Source organism: Haloarcula marismortui ATCC 43049, from assembly GCF_000011085.1.
GTDB lineage: Archaea > Halobacteriota > Halobacteria > Halobacteriales > Haloarculaceae > Haloarcula > Haloarcula marismortui.
The window spans coordinates 770548-786332 of record NC_006396.1 but is presented as its reverse complement, the minus strand read 5'-3'; the positions used below and the strand labels follow the sequence as shown (position 1 = coordinate 786332).

Sequence of the window (15785 nt, the reverse complement as noted above, 5' to 3'; positions counted from 1 at the left end):
TTAGTTTCACGTATTTTCCGCCGTCGTGGTTGCGTTCATGCCGATTCCATCACGGTGCGCGCCCGGGACGTAAGCTGCTTCGCCGTCACAGCGGCGCTGATCCTTACAGACTTCGAGCCGCGGCGTCAGCGTCCGGACGCCGCCGTCCGTCTGTGCAACTGGGAGTTCCGCCCGGTATTCGAACCCTGCGCCAGTGCCGTAGTCGACGAACATGATGAGCGTGACCGACCCATCTTCCGGCGTCGGCACGCCGACCTGCTCGTCGATGCCGTCGCCGGTGAGCCGTGTCCGATTCTGGTCGGTCGAGAGCTGCAAATCGAGCCTGTCAGCTCCAGTAACCGTCGCATAGTCGTTCTCACCCTCGCTTGTGAGCCGCATCGAAACCAGCGCGGCCTGCTCCGGAACTGCCGCCGATACATCTGTCCGAACCGTCTCGCCCTCCGCCACAGACACCGGCTGGAGTCGCGGTTCGACGGGCAGCCCCAGATACGGGACCCACTCGCCGCGGAACACGTAGCGGTAGTAGGTCCGGTCGGGGTAGGCGTCGATCACCTCGAACTGTCTGTGTTGCATCGCGTAGACTGTGTCGCCGTTGAAGCCCGGGTCGTTGCGGACTGACTGGAACGGATGATTGAGCCAGTCACCGTACGGCGTTGGGAGTAAGACGAGACTGTTGTCGAGGTCCCGCTCCTCGAACGGCTCGTAGGCCTGTTCGAACTGCTGGGTCACCTCGTAGTTGTCCGAAACCGGCTCGGCCGCCGTTGTGACGGCCGCCCCGCCGCCCAGCGCCGCGCCACAGAGCGCTACCGTGAGTAGGACTGGGCGGACCCGGTCCGCGCTGACCCGCTCTGTGACCAGCCGCCGCGTCCACTGGGCAACGGTCACGACGCCGACAGCACCGAACGCAGTTAGCGGAACAAGCATATCGACGTGGTAGAACGGCCCCAGAAAGGTGACCAGCCCGTCGGTCGGGTCTGAGAGATCGCCGAGCATATTCACCGTGCCCCAGAAGTAGCCATTGCCGAGCGGAACCGTCAGGAGGACGCCGGCCAGCGCAGCCTGTCGACCGTCTATCCCGCGGCGCACGACGGCCCCGAGGCCGATAGCTGCTGCCACCGTCCCAAGCGGCCCGGCGACAACCCACTGGGTGACGAGTTTCCAGAGGAGTTCAGTGTTCGCATCCAGCGACATCGCCGGCGTGAACTCCCGAGAGTAGCCCAGAATCTCACGGTAGCCAAAGCCCGGCCCGTCCTGCGGGGCGAACACCTCGTAGGGGAATAGCATGGCGGAGCCGGTGACGACGTGGTTGTATGCAAGCGTCGCGGCGACGCCGGTGAGCCCGCCGACAGCGGTCAGCGACAGGCGCGTGAACCGCGCTGGGTCCCGCGTCCGGAGCGACCACAGCGCGTGGATAATGAACGGCGTCGCAAACAGCACGGCGGTGTATGGTCGCGCAAAGAAAGCGAGGCCAATCGAGAGGCCGGCACAGGCCGCTGTCTTTCGGCTTCCGGTCCGGTCGGCGTGGAGGTACGCCGCGGCGAAGCCGAGGTTCCAGAGCGTCGCCGGCACGTACGAGAGGAACACCGAGGCGTCTATGAGAAAGAGCGGCGACCCGAGCATGAGGACACTCGCCACCACGCCGGTTCGAGCGTCGAAAGCCTCGCGGACGGTGTGATACGTCAGCGCCAGCGCGCCGGTCGAAATCAGGCCGAGCGCAACGCGGTACCCGCCTAACAGTTTCCCGACGGCGAACATCGCCGCCGGAACCGGCGCGTACTTCGGATACAGCCGCTCGCCGTCGGCCACGAAGAACCACGGTCGGAACGACTCCTTGACCGGCGGGTAAATGAACAGTTGTCCCTCCAGCAACATCGCGGCCTGCTGGAGGTAGACGCCCTCGTCGTGGTTGGTTGTGTGATGTGGAAAAACGACGTGAGCGAGCGCGAAGACGACGACCCCGCCGAGCAGTGCCACCAGCCCCGCCTGTACCCCCGGCTGGCGCAGTCGCTTCATTCCGTCGGATACCAGGCCAGGTCGTGGTCGGCGACCAAGTCAACCTCGACGGGCTGGCCCGGTTCGAACGTCTCGACGTGGTTGTGCATGCAGTGGACGACGTCACCGCTGTGGAGTTCGACCCGGTAGACGAACGAGGGGCCGTTGTACTGGCGGTGAACGACGTAGCCGTCGGCTTTGGACTCGTTTGTCGGCATCGCCTGCAGGTCGTCGGGCCGGACGAGCACGTCGACCATCGCCCCGTTGTACGCCTCGACCGGCCCGTTCAGTAACTCGACATTGAACGAGCCCAGCCCCGTCTCGATGCGGTCGTTGGTCACCCGGGCGGAGAGGAAACTCGCCTGGCCGAGGAAGCTCGCGACGAAACGGCTCTCGGGGTTTTCAAACACTTCAGCGGGGTCGCCGATCTGGGCGATAGTCCCGTCGTTCATGATAGCCACGCGGTCGCTTATCGACAGTGCCTCCTCCTGGTCGTGGGTCACGGAGATGGCGGTGACGCCGGCTCGCTTGAGGATTTTGCGAACCTCCTCGCGCATCTCGACACGCAGGCGCACGTCCAGATTCGAGAACGGCTCGTCGAGCAGGAGGACGTCTGGCTCCGGAGCCAGCGAACGGGCGAGCGCGACACGTTGTTGCTGGCCGCCGGAAAGCTGGCTCGGCATCTTGTCGTGATGGGCCGAGAGGTCGACTAGCTCGAGCAGTTCGTCGACCCGTTCCGCGACGGCGTCTTCTTCCATCTCGGTCAGGCCGAAAGCGATGTTCTCGGCGACGGTGAGATGCGGGAACAGGGCGTAGTCCTGAAAGACGATGCCCACGTTTCGCTCCTCTGGCTTGCGGAACGAGGAGCCGTCGGCGATGACTTCGTCGGCGATCGATATCTGTCCGTCAGAGGGGCGTTCCAGCCCGGCAATCATCCGGAGCGTCGTCGTCTTCCCGCAGCCGGACGGTCCCAGCAGTGTCAGTAGTTCGCCGTCTTTCACGCCGAGCGAGAGGTTCTCGACGGCGACTTCGTGACCGTAGTCTTTGGAGACATCGTCCAGTTCCAGCACGGTCCGGTTCGGGTTTGCCACCGCTGCGTCCACGTCGTCGAAGTCCGATGTTTGCTGTGTGCGTGTTTGTCGAGACATTAGCTTGTGTCCTCCCGTCGAAGAATGACCAGCATGGAGAGTCCGGAAAGGCCAACGAGCACGAGGGCCGGAACCGCCGCCTGTCCGTAGTAGCCGGCACCCTGGACGAGCCAGATGTACGTGACGAAGGTTTCGAAGCCCGTCGGGCGTAACATCAGCGTTGCCGGCAATTCCTTCATGGTCGTCAGGAACACCAGCGCGGCCCCGGCGGCGATACCCGGGGCAACGAGGGGCAAGACGACCTTCCGAAACGCCGAAAGCGGGTGATAGCCAAGCGACCGCGCCGCCTCGATGTAACCCGGGTCGACCTGAAGAATCGAGGACTCGGTCGTCCCGACGGCCTGCGGGAGGAACCGAATCACGTAGGCAAACACCAGCAGGATGACGCTCTGGTACAGGAAGGGGACGTACCGGAGGCCAAGGTACACCAGTGCCAGCCCGAGGACGACACCGGGGACGGCGTAGCCGACATACGTAGCTCGCTCGGGAAGCGACGAGACACCCGACGTGCCGCGCGCGGAGAGATACGCTATCGGGAGCGCCGCCACGACACAAATAGCGGCTGCAGCGGCCGCGAGACCGACCGAGTTCCAGGCGTAGGCCGCCTCGAACGCAAAGCCACCGGCACTGTAGCCCGTGCCGGAGCGCAGGAGCCACTGCAGCAGGATGCCGATGGGTAACACCAGACACAGTGTCGCGATGGCACCGCAAAACAGCAGTGCCGGGACCTTCCAGTAGCCGAGCCTGATGAGCCCGGGCCGGCGCGAGCCGCTGCTGACGTAGGCACCGTCCCGCCCGGCGCTGAGGCGGGACTCGACGGCAAGGATACCGAGCGCCATCACGAGCAACAGCATCGAGAGCACGGAGGCATAGTCAAGCCGGCGAGCGCCGAACTCGTTGTAGATCATCCGGGTGAACACGTCGTACTGCATAATCGCCGGTGTCCCGAAGTCGGAAAGGGCATACAGCGCCACCAGCAGCGCGCCAGCGGCGATACCGGGTGCGATCTGTGGCAGCGTGACGCGGCGGAACGCCTCCCAGCGCGTGTGGTTCAGTGTCCGGGCGGCCTCGACGACGGTCCCGTCGAACGACAGGAGCGACGCGCGCGTGGTCAAGAACACGTACGGGTATGTAAACAGCGTCAGCACCAGTATCGCGCCGTGCAGGCCGTAGATAGTCGGAATTTGCTCAATTCCGAGCGGCGAGAGCAGGTCCGCGAGGACGCCACGGGGGCCAAACGCCGAAACGAACGCGAAGGCCCCGATATAACTCGGGACGACCAGCGGCAGTGCGGACGTAATCGTCCAGAATCGCTTGAACGGCAGGTCCGTCTGGGCGGTGAGAATCGCCAGCGGAACGCCGATAAGAATCGATGCGACAGTGACGCCAGTCACCAGCGCCAGCGTGTTCAGCGTCACCGAGACGGTCGTATCGCTCGTCAATAGTTCGACCGCACGCGCGAACTCGATTTCGCCCGCCCGGAGAAACACCCACACTAGCGGCGCCAGTAACAGCAGCGAGATCGCGAGTGAGACCACTGCGAGCAGCGTGTGCGGCGACGAGTCTCGTTCCGATGTCGTCGCCTGCTCCCGAAGCCGCTCGTACCGGTCTTTTGTGCCCATATTAGAGGACGCCAGCGTCCCGCAATAAGTCAACGGTTCCGGCCACGTCGGCCAGTTCGGTCAGGTTGATCTCTGGCGGGTTCAGTTCGTCGATGCGTGGGAGGTCGCCGACCGGTGCGACACCCGGAATCATCGGATACGCGAACGTCCGGGTGGCGAAGAACTCCTGTGCCTCCGCCGAGAGGACGTGCCGGACGAAGTTCGACGCCAGGTCCGCGTTGTCGGTTCCATTGATAATTTCGAGGCCCGAAACGTTGACGAGTGCGCCAGCGTCGCCTTCGGTGAACGCGAGGCCGATCGGCGAGTTTTCGCGGGCCGACTGGACCCGAAGCGTGTAGTAGTGGTTAGCGAAGCCGGCGGCCAGTTCCCCGTCAGCACAGGAATTGGAGACGCGGAACTCGTCGTCATAGGTGGTGATGCCGTGGTCCTGCATCGCCTGAAGCCACGACATCGTCTCGTCGTCGCCGCGAATGAGTCGCATTGCGGTGACGAACGACTGGAACGCGCCGTAGCTCGGTGCCCAGCCCATGCTGTTTTCGAGGGCAGCCGCCTCGGGGAACTCCTGAACCGTGGACGGGATATCGGATTCGGATATCTGGTTCGTGTTGTACGGGATCGCCCGAGCGCGACCAGCGATGCCCACCCAGCGCCCCTCGCTGTCTTGGTACGCGTCGGGGACCGTCGAAAGCGCCTCGTCGGGGAGGCTCGCGGTCGCGTCAGCGTTTGCAACAGCACCGAGCGAGCCGGCGTCGATGGACATGAACACGTCAGCAGGACTTGCGCCGGCCTCGTTTTCCTCGATGATGGTGTTTGCGAGGTCGCTGGAGGCTTCGAGCCGGTGGTTCGCCGTGAAGTCCGGATAGCGCTGTTCGAGCAGATTGATGAGGTCGAGATAGAGTCCGCCCTCCCCGCCACCTAGATACAGCGTCAGTTCGCCGCTGAGGTCTGGCAGGTCTTCGATCGAGGTGCCACCGGGAGCCTCCCGCTGTGCGACCAGTGGGCCGGAGCCACGGAAGTCCGACAGGGAAATTTGCTGCCCAGTTGTGGTTCCGGCCTCGCCGTCACTTCCGCCGTCGCCACCGTCATCCCCACTGAGGATGCCGGAACAACCGGTAAGCGCTGTCGCGGCAGTTGCGCTGCCGAGAGCAAGGAAGCGGCGTCGAGACTGCGTCGCGTTACGTCCAGTCATATCGTTAGAATCACTCATTGTTTGATTTAGGGTTGCCTAAACAACTTAGGCCTTTCTAGTCGTCGGCGGTTGCGGGGACCTGTTCCGTCGCGGCGGCGTCTAGCTCGTCGAGACATTCCAGCCAGTCGAGCATGAATTCGCCGCAGTAGTTAAGGAAGGCACCGTTTTCCCAGTCGCTGAAATCGCCGTCGGCCATCGCTGTGGCGATCGCGTCGAACACTTCGGCGTAGGAGTCGGCGTCTGCACCGGCTTCGTCGACGATCTCCCAGACGTGCTCGTTGAGTTCGAGCCCGTGAACCTCGTTGGTCAGGTCCGAAAAGGTCGACCGGGGCGCTTTGTTGTGCTCACACAGCGGGTCGCCGTTGTAGATCTGTTTGCCCAGCACGTCACAGGCCCGCTTGAGGAACACGCCCGACCAGATGTCGTCGAAGCGGCCGACATCCCATTCGTTGTCGTCCATCGGGAGCTGGTAGAACGCCGGGATGACTTCGCGGCGGAATGCGAGGTTCATCGAGCAGACGGTGAGGTACTGCCCCTCGGCGGCGACAAAGTCATCGCCGAAGTCCGCCCCGCTGGTACGGGTCTGCGCCTGCCCCTGCAGGTCGCCATCCATCAGGATGCGAACCGCGTCAAGGTCGGGCACGTTCGTCCAGAGGCCCTGCGAGGCGACTACGTCGTTGACCTGCGTTGCTTCTGTTGCAACCGTCTCATCCATCGCGGCGTAAGGGTAGCCACGCGGGTAGAGGCCGTGCTCGTCTTCGTTCTGGTAGAGAACGTTGACCCACTGTTCGTCGGAACTGACCGTCTCGATTTCGCCCTCGAAGGCCAGATTCGACATGTGGGTGCCGAAGAAGTCCGCGTCCTCGTGTGGTAGCGTGTCGTCGTCGATGAATACGCCGTACTCGTAGTCGTTGGCCCACATATAGAGGAGACCAAACGATGTCTGGGCGTGGCTCGCTTCGGGGATAAGGTGTGAATACTCGCTTGTGCCGTGGTTCTCAAACCACGCCTCGCGGGCGGTACCGTCGTAGACGGCACCGTCGACGCCCTCCTCGTCGAGCATCTGTTCCATCGCGTCGGTGTCACAGAAGTCCTCAGTGATGAGTACGACGAACAGTCGGTCCAGGTCGAACCCGTGGTCTCGGGCGTTCTGGAAGTAGGACCGCATACATTCATGATTTCGAATCGTCGGCACCATCACGCAGATGTCGGCTGTCATGTGCTGCCTCCACGTCTTTAGGCCATCCTAAAAAATATGGCGTTCTCACTTTGTTTCCCTCGTGAGTCTGTTATCCAGCCATCACTTCTCCTGTAACTGGTATATCATTATATTCCAAATCCGGCGTTTAATGTTGTATTAGGAGAACTATTATCTGGCTGTGCTTTGCCAGATTAGGTGATGAGCGTACGAAGCAACAGGGCTCCCATCAATCACAAATGAACCTGGACAATCAAACCTGTGTCGTCACTGGGTCCTCACGCGGTATCGGTCGCGGAATCGCCAAAGACCTCGGTGCTCACGGGGCCAACGTCGTCGTTAACTACCGGTCCTCGGAGGCGGAAGCCCGTGCCGTCGTTGAGGATATCCGCGAACGCGGTGGCACCGCTATCGCGGCGCAGGCCGACGTGGCGAAACTCGATGAGGTCCGGGCGATGCGTGAGAAGGTGGCCGACGAGTTCGGTCCCGCGGACGTGCTCGTCAACAATGCCGGCATCACCATCGACAAAAAGTTCGAGAACATGACCCGCGACGACTGGGAGACGGTGATCGATGTCAACCTCGGCGGCGTGTTCAACGGGACGAAGGCTTTCTATGATGATATTCGTGACGCCGACCACGGCCGACTCATAAACATCTCTAGCGTCGTCGGCCAGCAGGGCAACATCGGGCAGGCCAACTATGCGACGACGAAATCCGGGTTGTTCGGATTTACACGGACGCTTGCGCTCGAACTGGCACACACGGGCTCGACCGCGAACTGCGTCGCGCCGGGCTTTGTCAAGACCGATATGCTAGAGGAGGTGCCCGAACGCGTGCAGGAGAAGATTCTGCGGGAGATTCCGCTTGACCGGTTCGCACGCGTCGAAGACATCGCCGGCATCGTGAGGTTCGTCGCCAGCGAGGAATCGAGCTACATGACAGGACAGGTACTTGGTGTTAACGGCGGGATGGAGTGGTAGGATGAGTCAACAGGAAGAACCAGATGACGAGACTGGGGCGCCTGACGACGCGGTCGAAGAGTTGCGACAGAAACGGGCCGAAGCCGAACTCGGGGGCGGTGAAGCCCGTATCGAATCCCAGCACGAGAAGGGCAAGATGACCGCCCGCGAGCGTATCGATTTCCTCGTCGACGACGGCACGTTCAACGAGGTCGATCCGTTCGTCGAGCACCGGTCGACGAACTTCGGCATGGAGGAGAAGCGCTTCGCCGGCGACGCAGTTGTCACGGGCTACGGTGAGGTCGACGGCCGGAAGGTGTTCCTGTTCGCCCACGACTTCACCGTGCTCGGTGGCTCGGTCGGCGAAGTCGTCGCCGACAAGATCTGCAAGGTGATGGACCGCGCGATCGAAAACGGCGTCCCGGTCATCGGCCTCAACGATTCCGGCGGCGCACGCATTCAGGAAGGCGTTGACTCGCTGGTCGGCTTTGCTAAGATATTCGAGCGCAACACCAAGGCCAGCGGGCTCATCCCCCAGATATCCGCGATTATGGGGCCATGTGCGGGCGGGGCCACCTACAGTCCGGCGCTGACTGACTTCACCTTCATGGTGCAAGACACCAGCCACATGTTCATCACCGGGCCGGACGTCATCGAGACGGTGACCGGCGAACAGGTGTCGAAAGAGGAACTCGGCGGCGCGGGTTCGCACTCTACCAAATCCGGTGTTGCCCACTTCTCGTACCCGTCGGAGGAGGAGGCGCTCGAAAATATCCGGCGGCTCCTGTCGTATCTCCCGGCGAACAACATGGAGGACCCGCCGCGGGTCAAGCCCTGGGACGACCCCGACCGGGAAATTCCCGGCGTGACCGATATTGTCCCGTCAGCACCGCGCAAGCCCTACGACATGACAAAGGTCATCGACGCCATCGTTGACGAGGACTCCTTCTTCGAGGTTCACGGCAACTGGGCGCGAAACGTCGTCGTGGGCTTCTCGCGGATGGACGGCCAGTCGGTCGGCGTCGTCGCCAATCAGCCACGCGTGAGCGCGGGGACACTCGACATCGACGCGGCGGAGAAAGCGGCCCGGTTCGTCCGCTTCTGTGACTCGTTTAATATCCCCATCCTCACGCTCGTCGACGTGCCCGGATTCATGCCCGGCACGGACCAGGAGCACAACGGCATCATCCGGCGGGGCGCGAAGCTCATTTACGCCTACGCCGAGGCGACGGTCCCGCTGCTGTCGGTCGTCGTACGGAAGGCCTACGGCGGCGCGTACATCGTCATGTCCTCGAAGTTCCTGGGCAGCGACGTGAACTACGCCTGGCCCGGTTCGGAGATGGCAGTGCTCGGTCCGCGGGGAGCCGTCAACATTCTCTACCGGAACGAGATCGCGGACGCCGGCGACCCGGATGCCAAGCGTCAGGAACTGATGGACGAGTTCCGCGACGAGTTTGCCAATCCGTACGGGCCGGCGAAACGGGGCTACCTTGACGACGTTATCGAACCGAAAGAGACGCGCAAGCGCCTCATTCAGGACCTCGACCTCCTGCAGCGCAAGCGCGAGGACACGCCGCCGAAAGACCACGGCAACATCCCACTGTAACATGGCGACTCACGATACACCACAGCCGGACACGGAGGCGGCGCTGCCCACTGCCAGCGCGGACCCGGACGACCTGTCGCTGTCGATACCGGCGGACGCATCACAGGCAGAAGCAGCGGCTATCACCGCTGCGATCAGCGCTCACCTGACCGACCGCCAGCGGGCTGCTGTGGCCACAGCACAGCGGCAGACGGTCGAATACGTGGACGAGTGGAGGCTCGCCGGACGGCTGGCGAGCGTGGGCAAACGCCGCCCTCCCAGCAACGTCAAGCGAGGCGATGAGTGGAAGGCAGCGGCGCGAGCGCGGTACTAAGAGTCCGTAAACTCCTGCAGTACTTCCAGATCGCGAGTGGTCCGCATGAACTCCGACAGCGACCGCTCGGCCCCACAGTCGTCACAGACAAACTGTGTCTCCGGGGCCGGGAGGTCGGACACTTGCTCTTCCCAGGCGACTGAACACGCCGGACATTGGAGTTGAAGCCATGCCTCCTGCATATTTCGTGTGTGGATAGCACACACGGATATACTTTGTGTGGATTCTCACTGTCAGGGGCTGTGGTGCTGTTTGGTGATTCAGGGCGTTTTTGGCCTGCCTAAATATGGGAAGATTTAAATGAATTAGGCAAGCCTAAAAAGACATGAACCGACGAGAGTATATCGTTGCGGCCGGTGTTGGGCTGGCAGGTACCGTCGCTGGCTGTTCGGGTCAGTCCGAGGCCGGGAGCGGTAGTGACGGTGGGGCCGATGAGTCGACGGCGTCCGGGACGACGGCTGCGGAGTCAACTCCGACGGCGACCACCGAAGCGACGGGTTCGAGCTACGCAGTCTCGATGGAGCCGGTCGGCGAGGTCACCTTCGAGTCCGTCCCGGAGGTCTGGGTCGCGAACAACGGGAGCTGGGCAGATATGGGGATTGCGCTTGGCCTCGATGCCCCGGAGGGGGTCTGGCTGCCGTCGCGGTATCACACTCAATACTACGACGAAATCCCGGGCGTCAGCGTCGACGGGAGCTCGGTCCAGAAGCTGTGGGGGGACAGCGGTGTCGGCAAGGAGCAGTTCTACGAAATAGATGCCGACATCCACGTCATGGACCCGAACTTCCTGCAGAGCCGCGGGTCCTGGGAGCAGTCTGACATCGACGAAATCGAGTCCCAGACAGCCCCCTTCTTCGGGAACAGTATCTTCTCGACGGGGTACGAGTGGCACGATTACACCTACTACACGCTGTACGAGGCATTCGAGAAACTCTCCCAGGCGTTCCAGCGGACCGACCGGTTCGAGGCGTTCCAGTCCCTCCACGAAGAATTCCAGACGAGCCTGGAAGACCTCGTGCCGGACTCGGAGTCCGAACGGCCCGAGGTAGCTATCGTATGGGCCGGCAGCGACGAGCCCACCAGCTTCTCCCCGTACCTTATCGAGGACGGAACCAGTTTCAAACAGTGGCGGGACCTTCGCGTTCGCGACGCGTTCGCAAAAACTGAGGTCAGGGACTTCCACGCTGACCGAAGCAAGGTCGACTTCGAGACGTTGCTTGACATCGACCCCGAGTACCTCCTCTTGCGGGGGCAGGAGAACAAAACGCGCTCGGAGTTCGAGGACACGGTCGTCAGCTTCCTCAAATCGGACCAGAGCGGAAGCGAACTGACGGCGGTACAGAACGGGAACGTGTATCGCGGTGGCCCGCTGTACCAGGGGCCGATAACGAATCTGGTCCTCACAGAACGGGCCGCGTCGCAGGTGTATGAGGTTGACCGAGAGCTGTTCGACCGCCAGCGCGTCGCCGATATCGTCGCCGGAGACCTGTAAGGACCCATGGCCGGAGCAACCCGACTCACTACCGAGGCTGCAGGGGGGCTGGGAGGATGGAGAGACACGGCTCCGGTCGGGCGGCTCTGTGGCTGTGTCGCCATGGCTGGCATTGAGTACGCAGTAAGCGGAGCCGTCGACGCGTATCGGCGCTCGACTAAACACACCGTCACCGATGTACCGGGTTTCGGACCGACGCCGAGACAGACACTGTAGCAATGGTTGGACGCACACTCGCAGACATCCGTGACAGGCTCTCTGAGCTCAGCGTCGCTATCGGGCCGTATCGCGTCGTCAGCGCCAAAACGGGCACGCCGCCGTTCCCGGTGTCGGGTATGCAGTTCCCGGACCGCGAGACGGCTGCCGAAGCGGCCAGCGTAGCGACTGCCTACCGAAGTGCCCTGCGTCGATACGACCCACGTGTCACCGTTCACGGCCTCATCGTCTGTGAAGCGCCGTGGGGGACCGATGCCGTCAGGACCGCCCCGTCGTCGCTTCCGGAGTACTGTCACACGGTCGCCGGGTCGCTGTTCGAAGTGCTGTCGGGTCGCCATCGCTCCGTCGAGCAGGCAGTTATCGACAGCTATCTCGAAGCGGCCGAGGAAACCGAGAACCGCGAGCGACTCTGTCTGGCGATGCTCGAAAGCATGGCCACGGCGATCGCCGACAATCTCGACCCGGAAGTACAGGCGGACACCCTCCGGGAAGCCGCCGGGCAATTGCCGCGAAAGCCAAGCGGACCCGAGCCGGTCCGGGACGCTGTCGCCGACCTCGAAACAGCGGGGCTGGTCGACCAGACAGCAATCGAACCCGCCGCGGTCGGTCCCGGCCGCTGTGCCAGATATATCACATTACAGAACTATCGCCCGACGCTGTCGGACCTCCGCTGCCCAGTGTTACCGATTGCCGTCGAACTACTGCGCCGGACGAGTATCACGCCACAAATGGCACAAGCGGAGCGAACTGCGGATGGCTGGCGACTGCTCGTCTCACTGGCCGGTGACCAACCCGCCGAGGGGTTATCTGTCGTCACGACGACTGCTTGAACATTCCACTCGTTCTATAGGTCAGACCGTAATACATACACGAGACCCCTGTGACGGCACAGGTATGGGAGTCGCAGTAATCGGCGCGTCAATGACGAAATTCGGGCAACGCGACGTCTGGATCCGTGAGTTGCTCTCGCAGGCGGGCGAGGAGTGTCTCACGGACGCCGGCGTCGCGCCCGACGACGTAGAGCACCTGTACGTCTCGAACATGGCCAGCGGTGAGTTCGAAGGCCAGACGGGAATTATGAACCTGCTGGCCCACGACCTGGGGGTGCTTCCGGCCTACAGCGAACGGGTTGACCAGACCTCTTCCTCGGGTGGGGCCGGCATCTACGAGGCCTGGCAGTCAGTCGCCAGCGGGGCCAGTGAGATGACGCTGCTGGTCGGCGGCGAAAAGATGACCCACAAGACGACGGGCCAGGCGACAGACATCATCGCCTCGATCACCCACCCCGACGAGTACAAACACGGCGTGACGCTCCCGTCCTTTGCCGGGATGACCGCCCGGCACTATCTGGAGCGCTTCGACGCCCCCCGGGAGTCACTCGCCCGGGTCGCGGTCAAGAACCACAGAAACGGCGTGGACAACCCCAAGGCGCAGTTCCAGAAGGAAATCACGATGGAGAAAGCGCTTGAGTCGCCCATCATCGCAGACCCATTGCGGCTGTATGACTTCTGTCCGATTACGGACGGCAGCGCCGCGCTCATGTTCACGACGGAGGAGCGGGCCAAGGAGATAACCGACGAGTACGCGCTGGTTTCCGGTATCGGCGGGGCGACCGACACCCACGTCGTCCACGAGCGCGACGACCCGACAATCATGGGCGGGGTCGTCGAGTCGAGCAAACAGGCCTACGAGATGGCCGGCCTCGGCCCCAACGACCTCGACGTGGCTGAACTGCATGATATGTTCACCATTCTGGAGTTCCTCCAGTTGGAGGGTATCGGTGTCGCCGACCAGGGAACGGCCTGGGAGATGGCGATGGATGGTGTGACGGCCAAGGACGGCGAGTTGCCGATCAACACCTCCGGCGGGCTCAAATCGAAGGGGCATCCGCTGGGGGCAAGCGGCGTCGCGCAAGGCGTCGAAATCTACGAACAGCTCGTCGGCGAGGCCGGGCCGCGACAGGTCGAGGCCGACACCGCACTGGCGTGTAACGTCGGCGGGTTCGGAAACTGTGTCATCACCACCATCATGGAGGCCGCAGAATGACGCTGGAAGCAGGTATGTGTTCGAACGGTCACGTCTCGTACCCCACGCATCCGCTGTGTCCTGAGTGTGGCGAGCCACAGGAAGAGAGCTTCGACCTCTCGGACCGGACTGGCGAAGTCGTCACCTGGACTCACTCGACAGCGACGCCGCCGGGTGTCCGCGAGCCCAACACACTCGCTATCGTGGAGTTCGATGTAACGGACATCGACGACGCGAGCGACGAGTTTGTTCGCGCACTCGGGCAGGTGACCTCCGATGAGGTCGAAACCGGTGACACGGTCGAACCCGTCTACGTCGAGGAACTCCGCGACCCCGACGCGGGTATCAAAGTGCCCGAGAGTCAGGACTGGGACGGCTACCGCTGGGACCCGGTCTGATCAGCTCTCCTCGCTCTGCCTGGTGATGCGGCCCTCCGTGGTCGGCGAAATAGTCCCCTGTTCTTCGATGGTGTTGATGATGAGGTCCGAGAGGAGCGCCCCCTCGTTCGAGGAGACGAGGACGGTCGCATCACTGAGCATATCGTAGCCGTCGCCGCCGCCGGAGACGAAATCGTTCGTCGCAAGCGTGTACGTCGCGTCCGGGTCGATTGGGTCGCCACCGGCGGTCGCGTCGACGATTCGGTCGCCGCTCTCCGCGGTGGGGTCGTACGTGTACGTGATACCGCTCACCTGCGGGAACCGGCCAGCCCCCGCCTCGACGCGGCTCACCCCGTTTTCCAGCGCCGCAAGCAGCGTCTCGCCGGTGACTTCCAGCTCGACTACGTTGTTCGGGAACGGCAGGATGTCGACGACGACACGCCGCGTGATCGCTACCGGATCATCCTCACTTGCGTCTTCGAAATAGAGCCTGTCTGTCCGAATCCCGCCGCCGTTCATTAGCGCTGTGTCCGCTTCGACGTCAGTGCGGATGGTGTCGGCGACGAAGTTCCCCATGTTCGACTCGCGCGCTCGGACGACAGACTGCCGGGTGTCAAGCGGCTGGGTGGTCTCGCCGATGACCACGTCCAGTTGCCGTTCCAGTTGCGTCTCGTAGTGGTCCTGAACGAGACTGACAAACGGGTCCGTTCCGGCCGAAGATTCGCCGACGTTGTGGAGGACGAACTCGTGGTCTGTGACGCCGGACCCGTCGATACCGAGCGCCAACTCCCCGAGGTACTCGTACTCGTCGCCGACGAACGAGAGGACGGTGTCGTTGATGACTTCCGGTTCTTCGAGTAGCGACGCGGCATGGTCCCCGATGATAGCGTCGACGCCATCGACCTCCTCGGCGACAGTTCGAGCGGTTTCACTCGCGAGATGGGAGAGCACGATAACTGCGTCAGCGCCGTCGGCCCGCATCCGTTCTGTTACGTTCTGCAGCGCCGATGCCGGCGCAAGTACGTCGGTGTTCTCTCCGATAGAGGTGACTTCGGGGGCCTCCGGCGTAATGAGGCCAGTAACTCCGAGTGTCACGTCCCCAACATCTGTGAGGACGTACTGCTGGGCGCCTTGCTCGGCGGCGAAAACCGACCCATCTTCGCGGACATTCGCGCTGACCCAGGTGAAGAGACTGTCAGACACGCGCTCGCGGAGGACCTCTGGCCCCATGTCGAAATCGTGGTTGCCGAACGTATCGAAGTCCAGCCCGCCGGCGTTGAACGTCGAGACGACGTGGCGTCCGTCGAACACTGCCGACAGGACTGACGATGCAAGGTCGTCACCGTTGCCGACCCTGAGTGTGGTGTCGGCGTCTTCGGTGATTTCGTTCATCAGCCCGAAGTAGCGGGCGACGCTCAATTCCCCTGCAGAGGCGTTGGCAAACCGTCCGTGGACGTGGGTGTCATGCAGGAACGTGACAGTGGTTCCGTCCGTCTGGAGCGCGCCGCTGGCGGTCGTCGAGCCGATTGCGAGGCTGCCGAGGACAGACGCACCCGTCCCGAGTACATCACGACGTGTCACCTGTTCTGTCATACGAATGTGTAGTACTACGAACAGAACTTTATAATTCGTGTCGCGGCAATGG

Annotated in this window: 14 protein-coding genes; 7 read left to right on the top strand and 7 right to left on the bottom strand. The window is 62.8% G+C overall.

Translation table 11 applies throughout. The features are described from left to right. Positions 1-6: 6 nt before the first annotated feature. From RR_RS08040 to RR_RS08020, 5 genes are read right to left on the bottom strand one after another with little or no spacing between them, the layout of a single operon-like run. Positions 7-2013 carry an ArnT family glycosyltransferase gene (locus RR_RS08040; protein WP_011223311.1) on the bottom strand — a complete coding sequence of 669 codons (2007 nt, stop codon included), beginning with the start codon at positions 2011-2013 and terminating at the stop codon, positions 7-9. Then, a complete protein-coding gene (locus tag RR_RS08035; protein ID WP_011223310.1) occupies positions 2010-3140 on the bottom strand; it encodes an ABC transporter ATP-binding protein in 1131 nt (376 codons plus the stop codon). The genes RR_RS08040 and RR_RS08035 overlap by 4 nt, the downstream gene beginning before the upstream one ends. Next, entirely contained in the window at positions 3140-4762 is a 1623-nt protein-coding gene (locus RR_RS08030; protein ID WP_004961311.1) for an ABC transporter permease, read from the bottom strand. The genes RR_RS08035 and RR_RS08030 overlap by 1 nt, the downstream gene beginning before the upstream one ends. 1 nt (position 4763) lies before the next feature. Next, entirely contained in the window at positions 4764-5951 is a 1188-nt protein-coding gene (locus tag RR_RS08025) for an extracellular solute-binding protein (protein ID WP_049939143.1), read from the bottom strand. Between the two features lie 55 nt (positions 5952-6006). Next, positions 6007-7170 carry a hypothetical protein gene (locus tag RR_RS08020; protein ID WP_011223308.1) on the bottom strand — a complete coding sequence of 388 codons (1164 nt, stop codon included), beginning with the start codon at positions 7168-7170 and terminating at the stop codon, positions 6007-6009. 218 nt (positions 7171-7388) lie between these two features. Here RR_RS08020 and RR_RS08015 point away from each other — a divergent pair, with 218 nt between their 5' ends. From RR_RS08015 to RR_RS08005, 3 genes are read left to right on the top strand one after another with little or no spacing between them, the layout of a single operon-like run. Continuing rightward, positions 7389-8132: a beta-ketoacyl-ACP reductase gene (locus RR_RS08015; RefSeq protein ID WP_004961317.1), complete on the top strand. Its 744-nt coding sequence runs from the start codon at positions 7389-7391 to the stop codon at positions 8130-8132. Position 8133: 1 nt separating this feature from the next. Next, positions 8134-9717 (top strand): acyl-CoA carboxylase subunit beta, encoded by a 1584-nt coding sequence (locus RR_RS08010; protein WP_011223307.1) that lies wholly within the window; start codon positions 8134-8136, stop codon positions 9715-9717. 1 nt (position 9718) lies between these two features. Next, positions 9719-10030, top strand: coding sequence for a hypothetical protein (locus RR_RS08005; RefSeq protein ID WP_004961320.1), 312 nt, complete (start codon positions 9719-9721; stop codon positions 10028-10030). On the opposite strand, the gene RR_RS08000 is transcribed toward RR_RS08005, so the two are convergent. Beyond that, on the bottom strand, positions 10027-10212 hold the full coding sequence (locus RR_RS08000; protein WP_011223306.1) for a hypothetical protein: 186 nt from the start codon (positions 10210-10212) through the stop codon (positions 10027-10029). The genes RR_RS08005 and RR_RS08000 overlap by 4 nt on opposite strands. A gap of 143 nt (positions 10213-10355) precedes the next feature. On the opposite strand from RR_RS08000, the gene RR_RS07995 reads away from it, so the two are divergent. The 4 genes from RR_RS07995 (at position 10356) to RR_RS07980 (ending at position 14161) form a co-directional block, all read left to right on the top strand. Beyond that, positions 10356-11522, top strand: coding sequence for an ABC transporter substrate-binding protein (locus RR_RS07995; RefSeq protein ID WP_011223305.1), 1167 nt, complete (start codon positions 10356-10358; stop codon positions 11520-11522). Between the two features lie 218 nt (positions 11523-11740). After that, on the top strand, positions 11741-12568 hold the full coding sequence (locus RR_RS07990; RefSeq protein WP_011223304.1) for a DUF7551 domain-containing protein: 828 nt from the start codon (positions 11741-11743) through the stop codon (positions 12566-12568). A gap of 64 nt (positions 12569-12632) precedes the next feature. Beyond that, positions 12633-13784 (top strand): thiolase C-terminal domain-containing protein, encoded by a 1152-nt coding sequence (locus RR_RS07985; protein WP_049938834.1) that lies wholly within the window; start codon positions 12633-12635, stop codon positions 13782-13784. Further along, on the top strand, positions 13781-14161 hold the full coding sequence (locus tag RR_RS07980) for a Zn-ribbon domain-containing OB-fold protein (protein WP_011223302.1): 381 nt from the start codon (positions 13781-13783) through the stop codon (positions 14159-14161). The genes RR_RS07985 and RR_RS07980 overlap by 4 nt, the downstream gene beginning before the upstream one ends. Here the strand turns inward: RR_RS07980 and RR_RS07975 are convergent, their stop codons facing one another. Next, positions 14162-15733, bottom strand: coding sequence for a bifunctional metallophosphatase/5'-nucleotidase (locus RR_RS07975; protein ID WP_004961334.1), 1572 nt, complete (start codon positions 15731-15733; stop codon positions 14162-14164). Positions 15734-15785 lie beyond the last annotated feature (52 nt).

Bases quoted from the DNA above. Each gene is read 5' to 3' on its own strand.
- RR_RS08040 (WP_011223311.1), bottom strand. From the start codon at position 2,013: ATGAAGCGACTGCGCCAGCCGGGGGTACAGGCGGGGCTGGTGGCACTG.
- RR_RS08035 (WP_011223310.1), bottom strand. From the start codon at position 3,140: ATGTCTCGACAAACACGCACACAGCAAACATCGGACTTCGACGACGTG.
- RR_RS08030 (WP_004961311.1), bottom strand. From the start codon at position 4,762: ATGGGCACAAAAGACCGGTACGAGCGGCTTCGGGAGCAGGCGACGACA.
- RR_RS08025 (WP_049939143.1), bottom strand. From the start codon at position 5,951: ATGACTGGACGTAACGCGACGCAGTCTCGACGCCGCTTCCTTGCTCTC.
- RR_RS08020 (WP_011223308.1), bottom strand. From the start codon at position 7,170: ATGACAGCCGACATCTGCGTGATGGTGCCGACGATTCGAAATCATGAA.
- RR_RS08015 (WP_004961317.1), top strand. From the start codon at position 7,389: ATGAACCTGGACAATCAAACCTGTGTCGTCACTGGGTCCTCACGCGGT.
- RR_RS08010 (WP_011223307.1), top strand. From the start codon at position 8,134: ATGAGTCAACAGGAAGAACCAGATGACGAGACTGGGGCGCCTGACGAC.
- RR_RS08005 (WP_004961320.1), top strand. From the start codon at position 9,719: ATGGCGACTCACGATACACCACAGCCGGACACGGAGGCGGCGCTGCCC.
- RR_RS08000 (WP_011223306.1), bottom strand. From the start codon at position 10,212: ATGCAGGAGGCATGGCTTCAACTCCAATGTCCGGCGTGTTCAGTCGCC.
- RR_RS07995 (WP_011223305.1), top strand. From the start codon at position 10,356: ATGAACCGACGAGAGTATATCGTTGCGGCCGGTGTTGGGCTGGCAGGT.
- RR_RS07990 (WP_011223304.1), top strand. From the start codon at position 11,741: ATGGTTGGACGCACACTCGCAGACATCCGTGACAGGCTCTCTGAGCTC.
- RR_RS07985 (WP_049938834.1), top strand. From the start codon at position 12,633: ATGGGAGTCGCAGTAATCGGCGCGTCAATGACGAAATTCGGGCAACGC.
- RR_RS07980 (WP_011223302.1), top strand. From the start codon at position 13,781: ATGACGCTGGAAGCAGGTATGTGTTCGAACGGTCACGTCTCGTACCCC.
- RR_RS07975 (WP_004961334.1), bottom strand. From the start codon at position 15,733: ATGACAGAACAGGTGACACGTCGTGATGTACTCGGGACGGGTGCGTCT.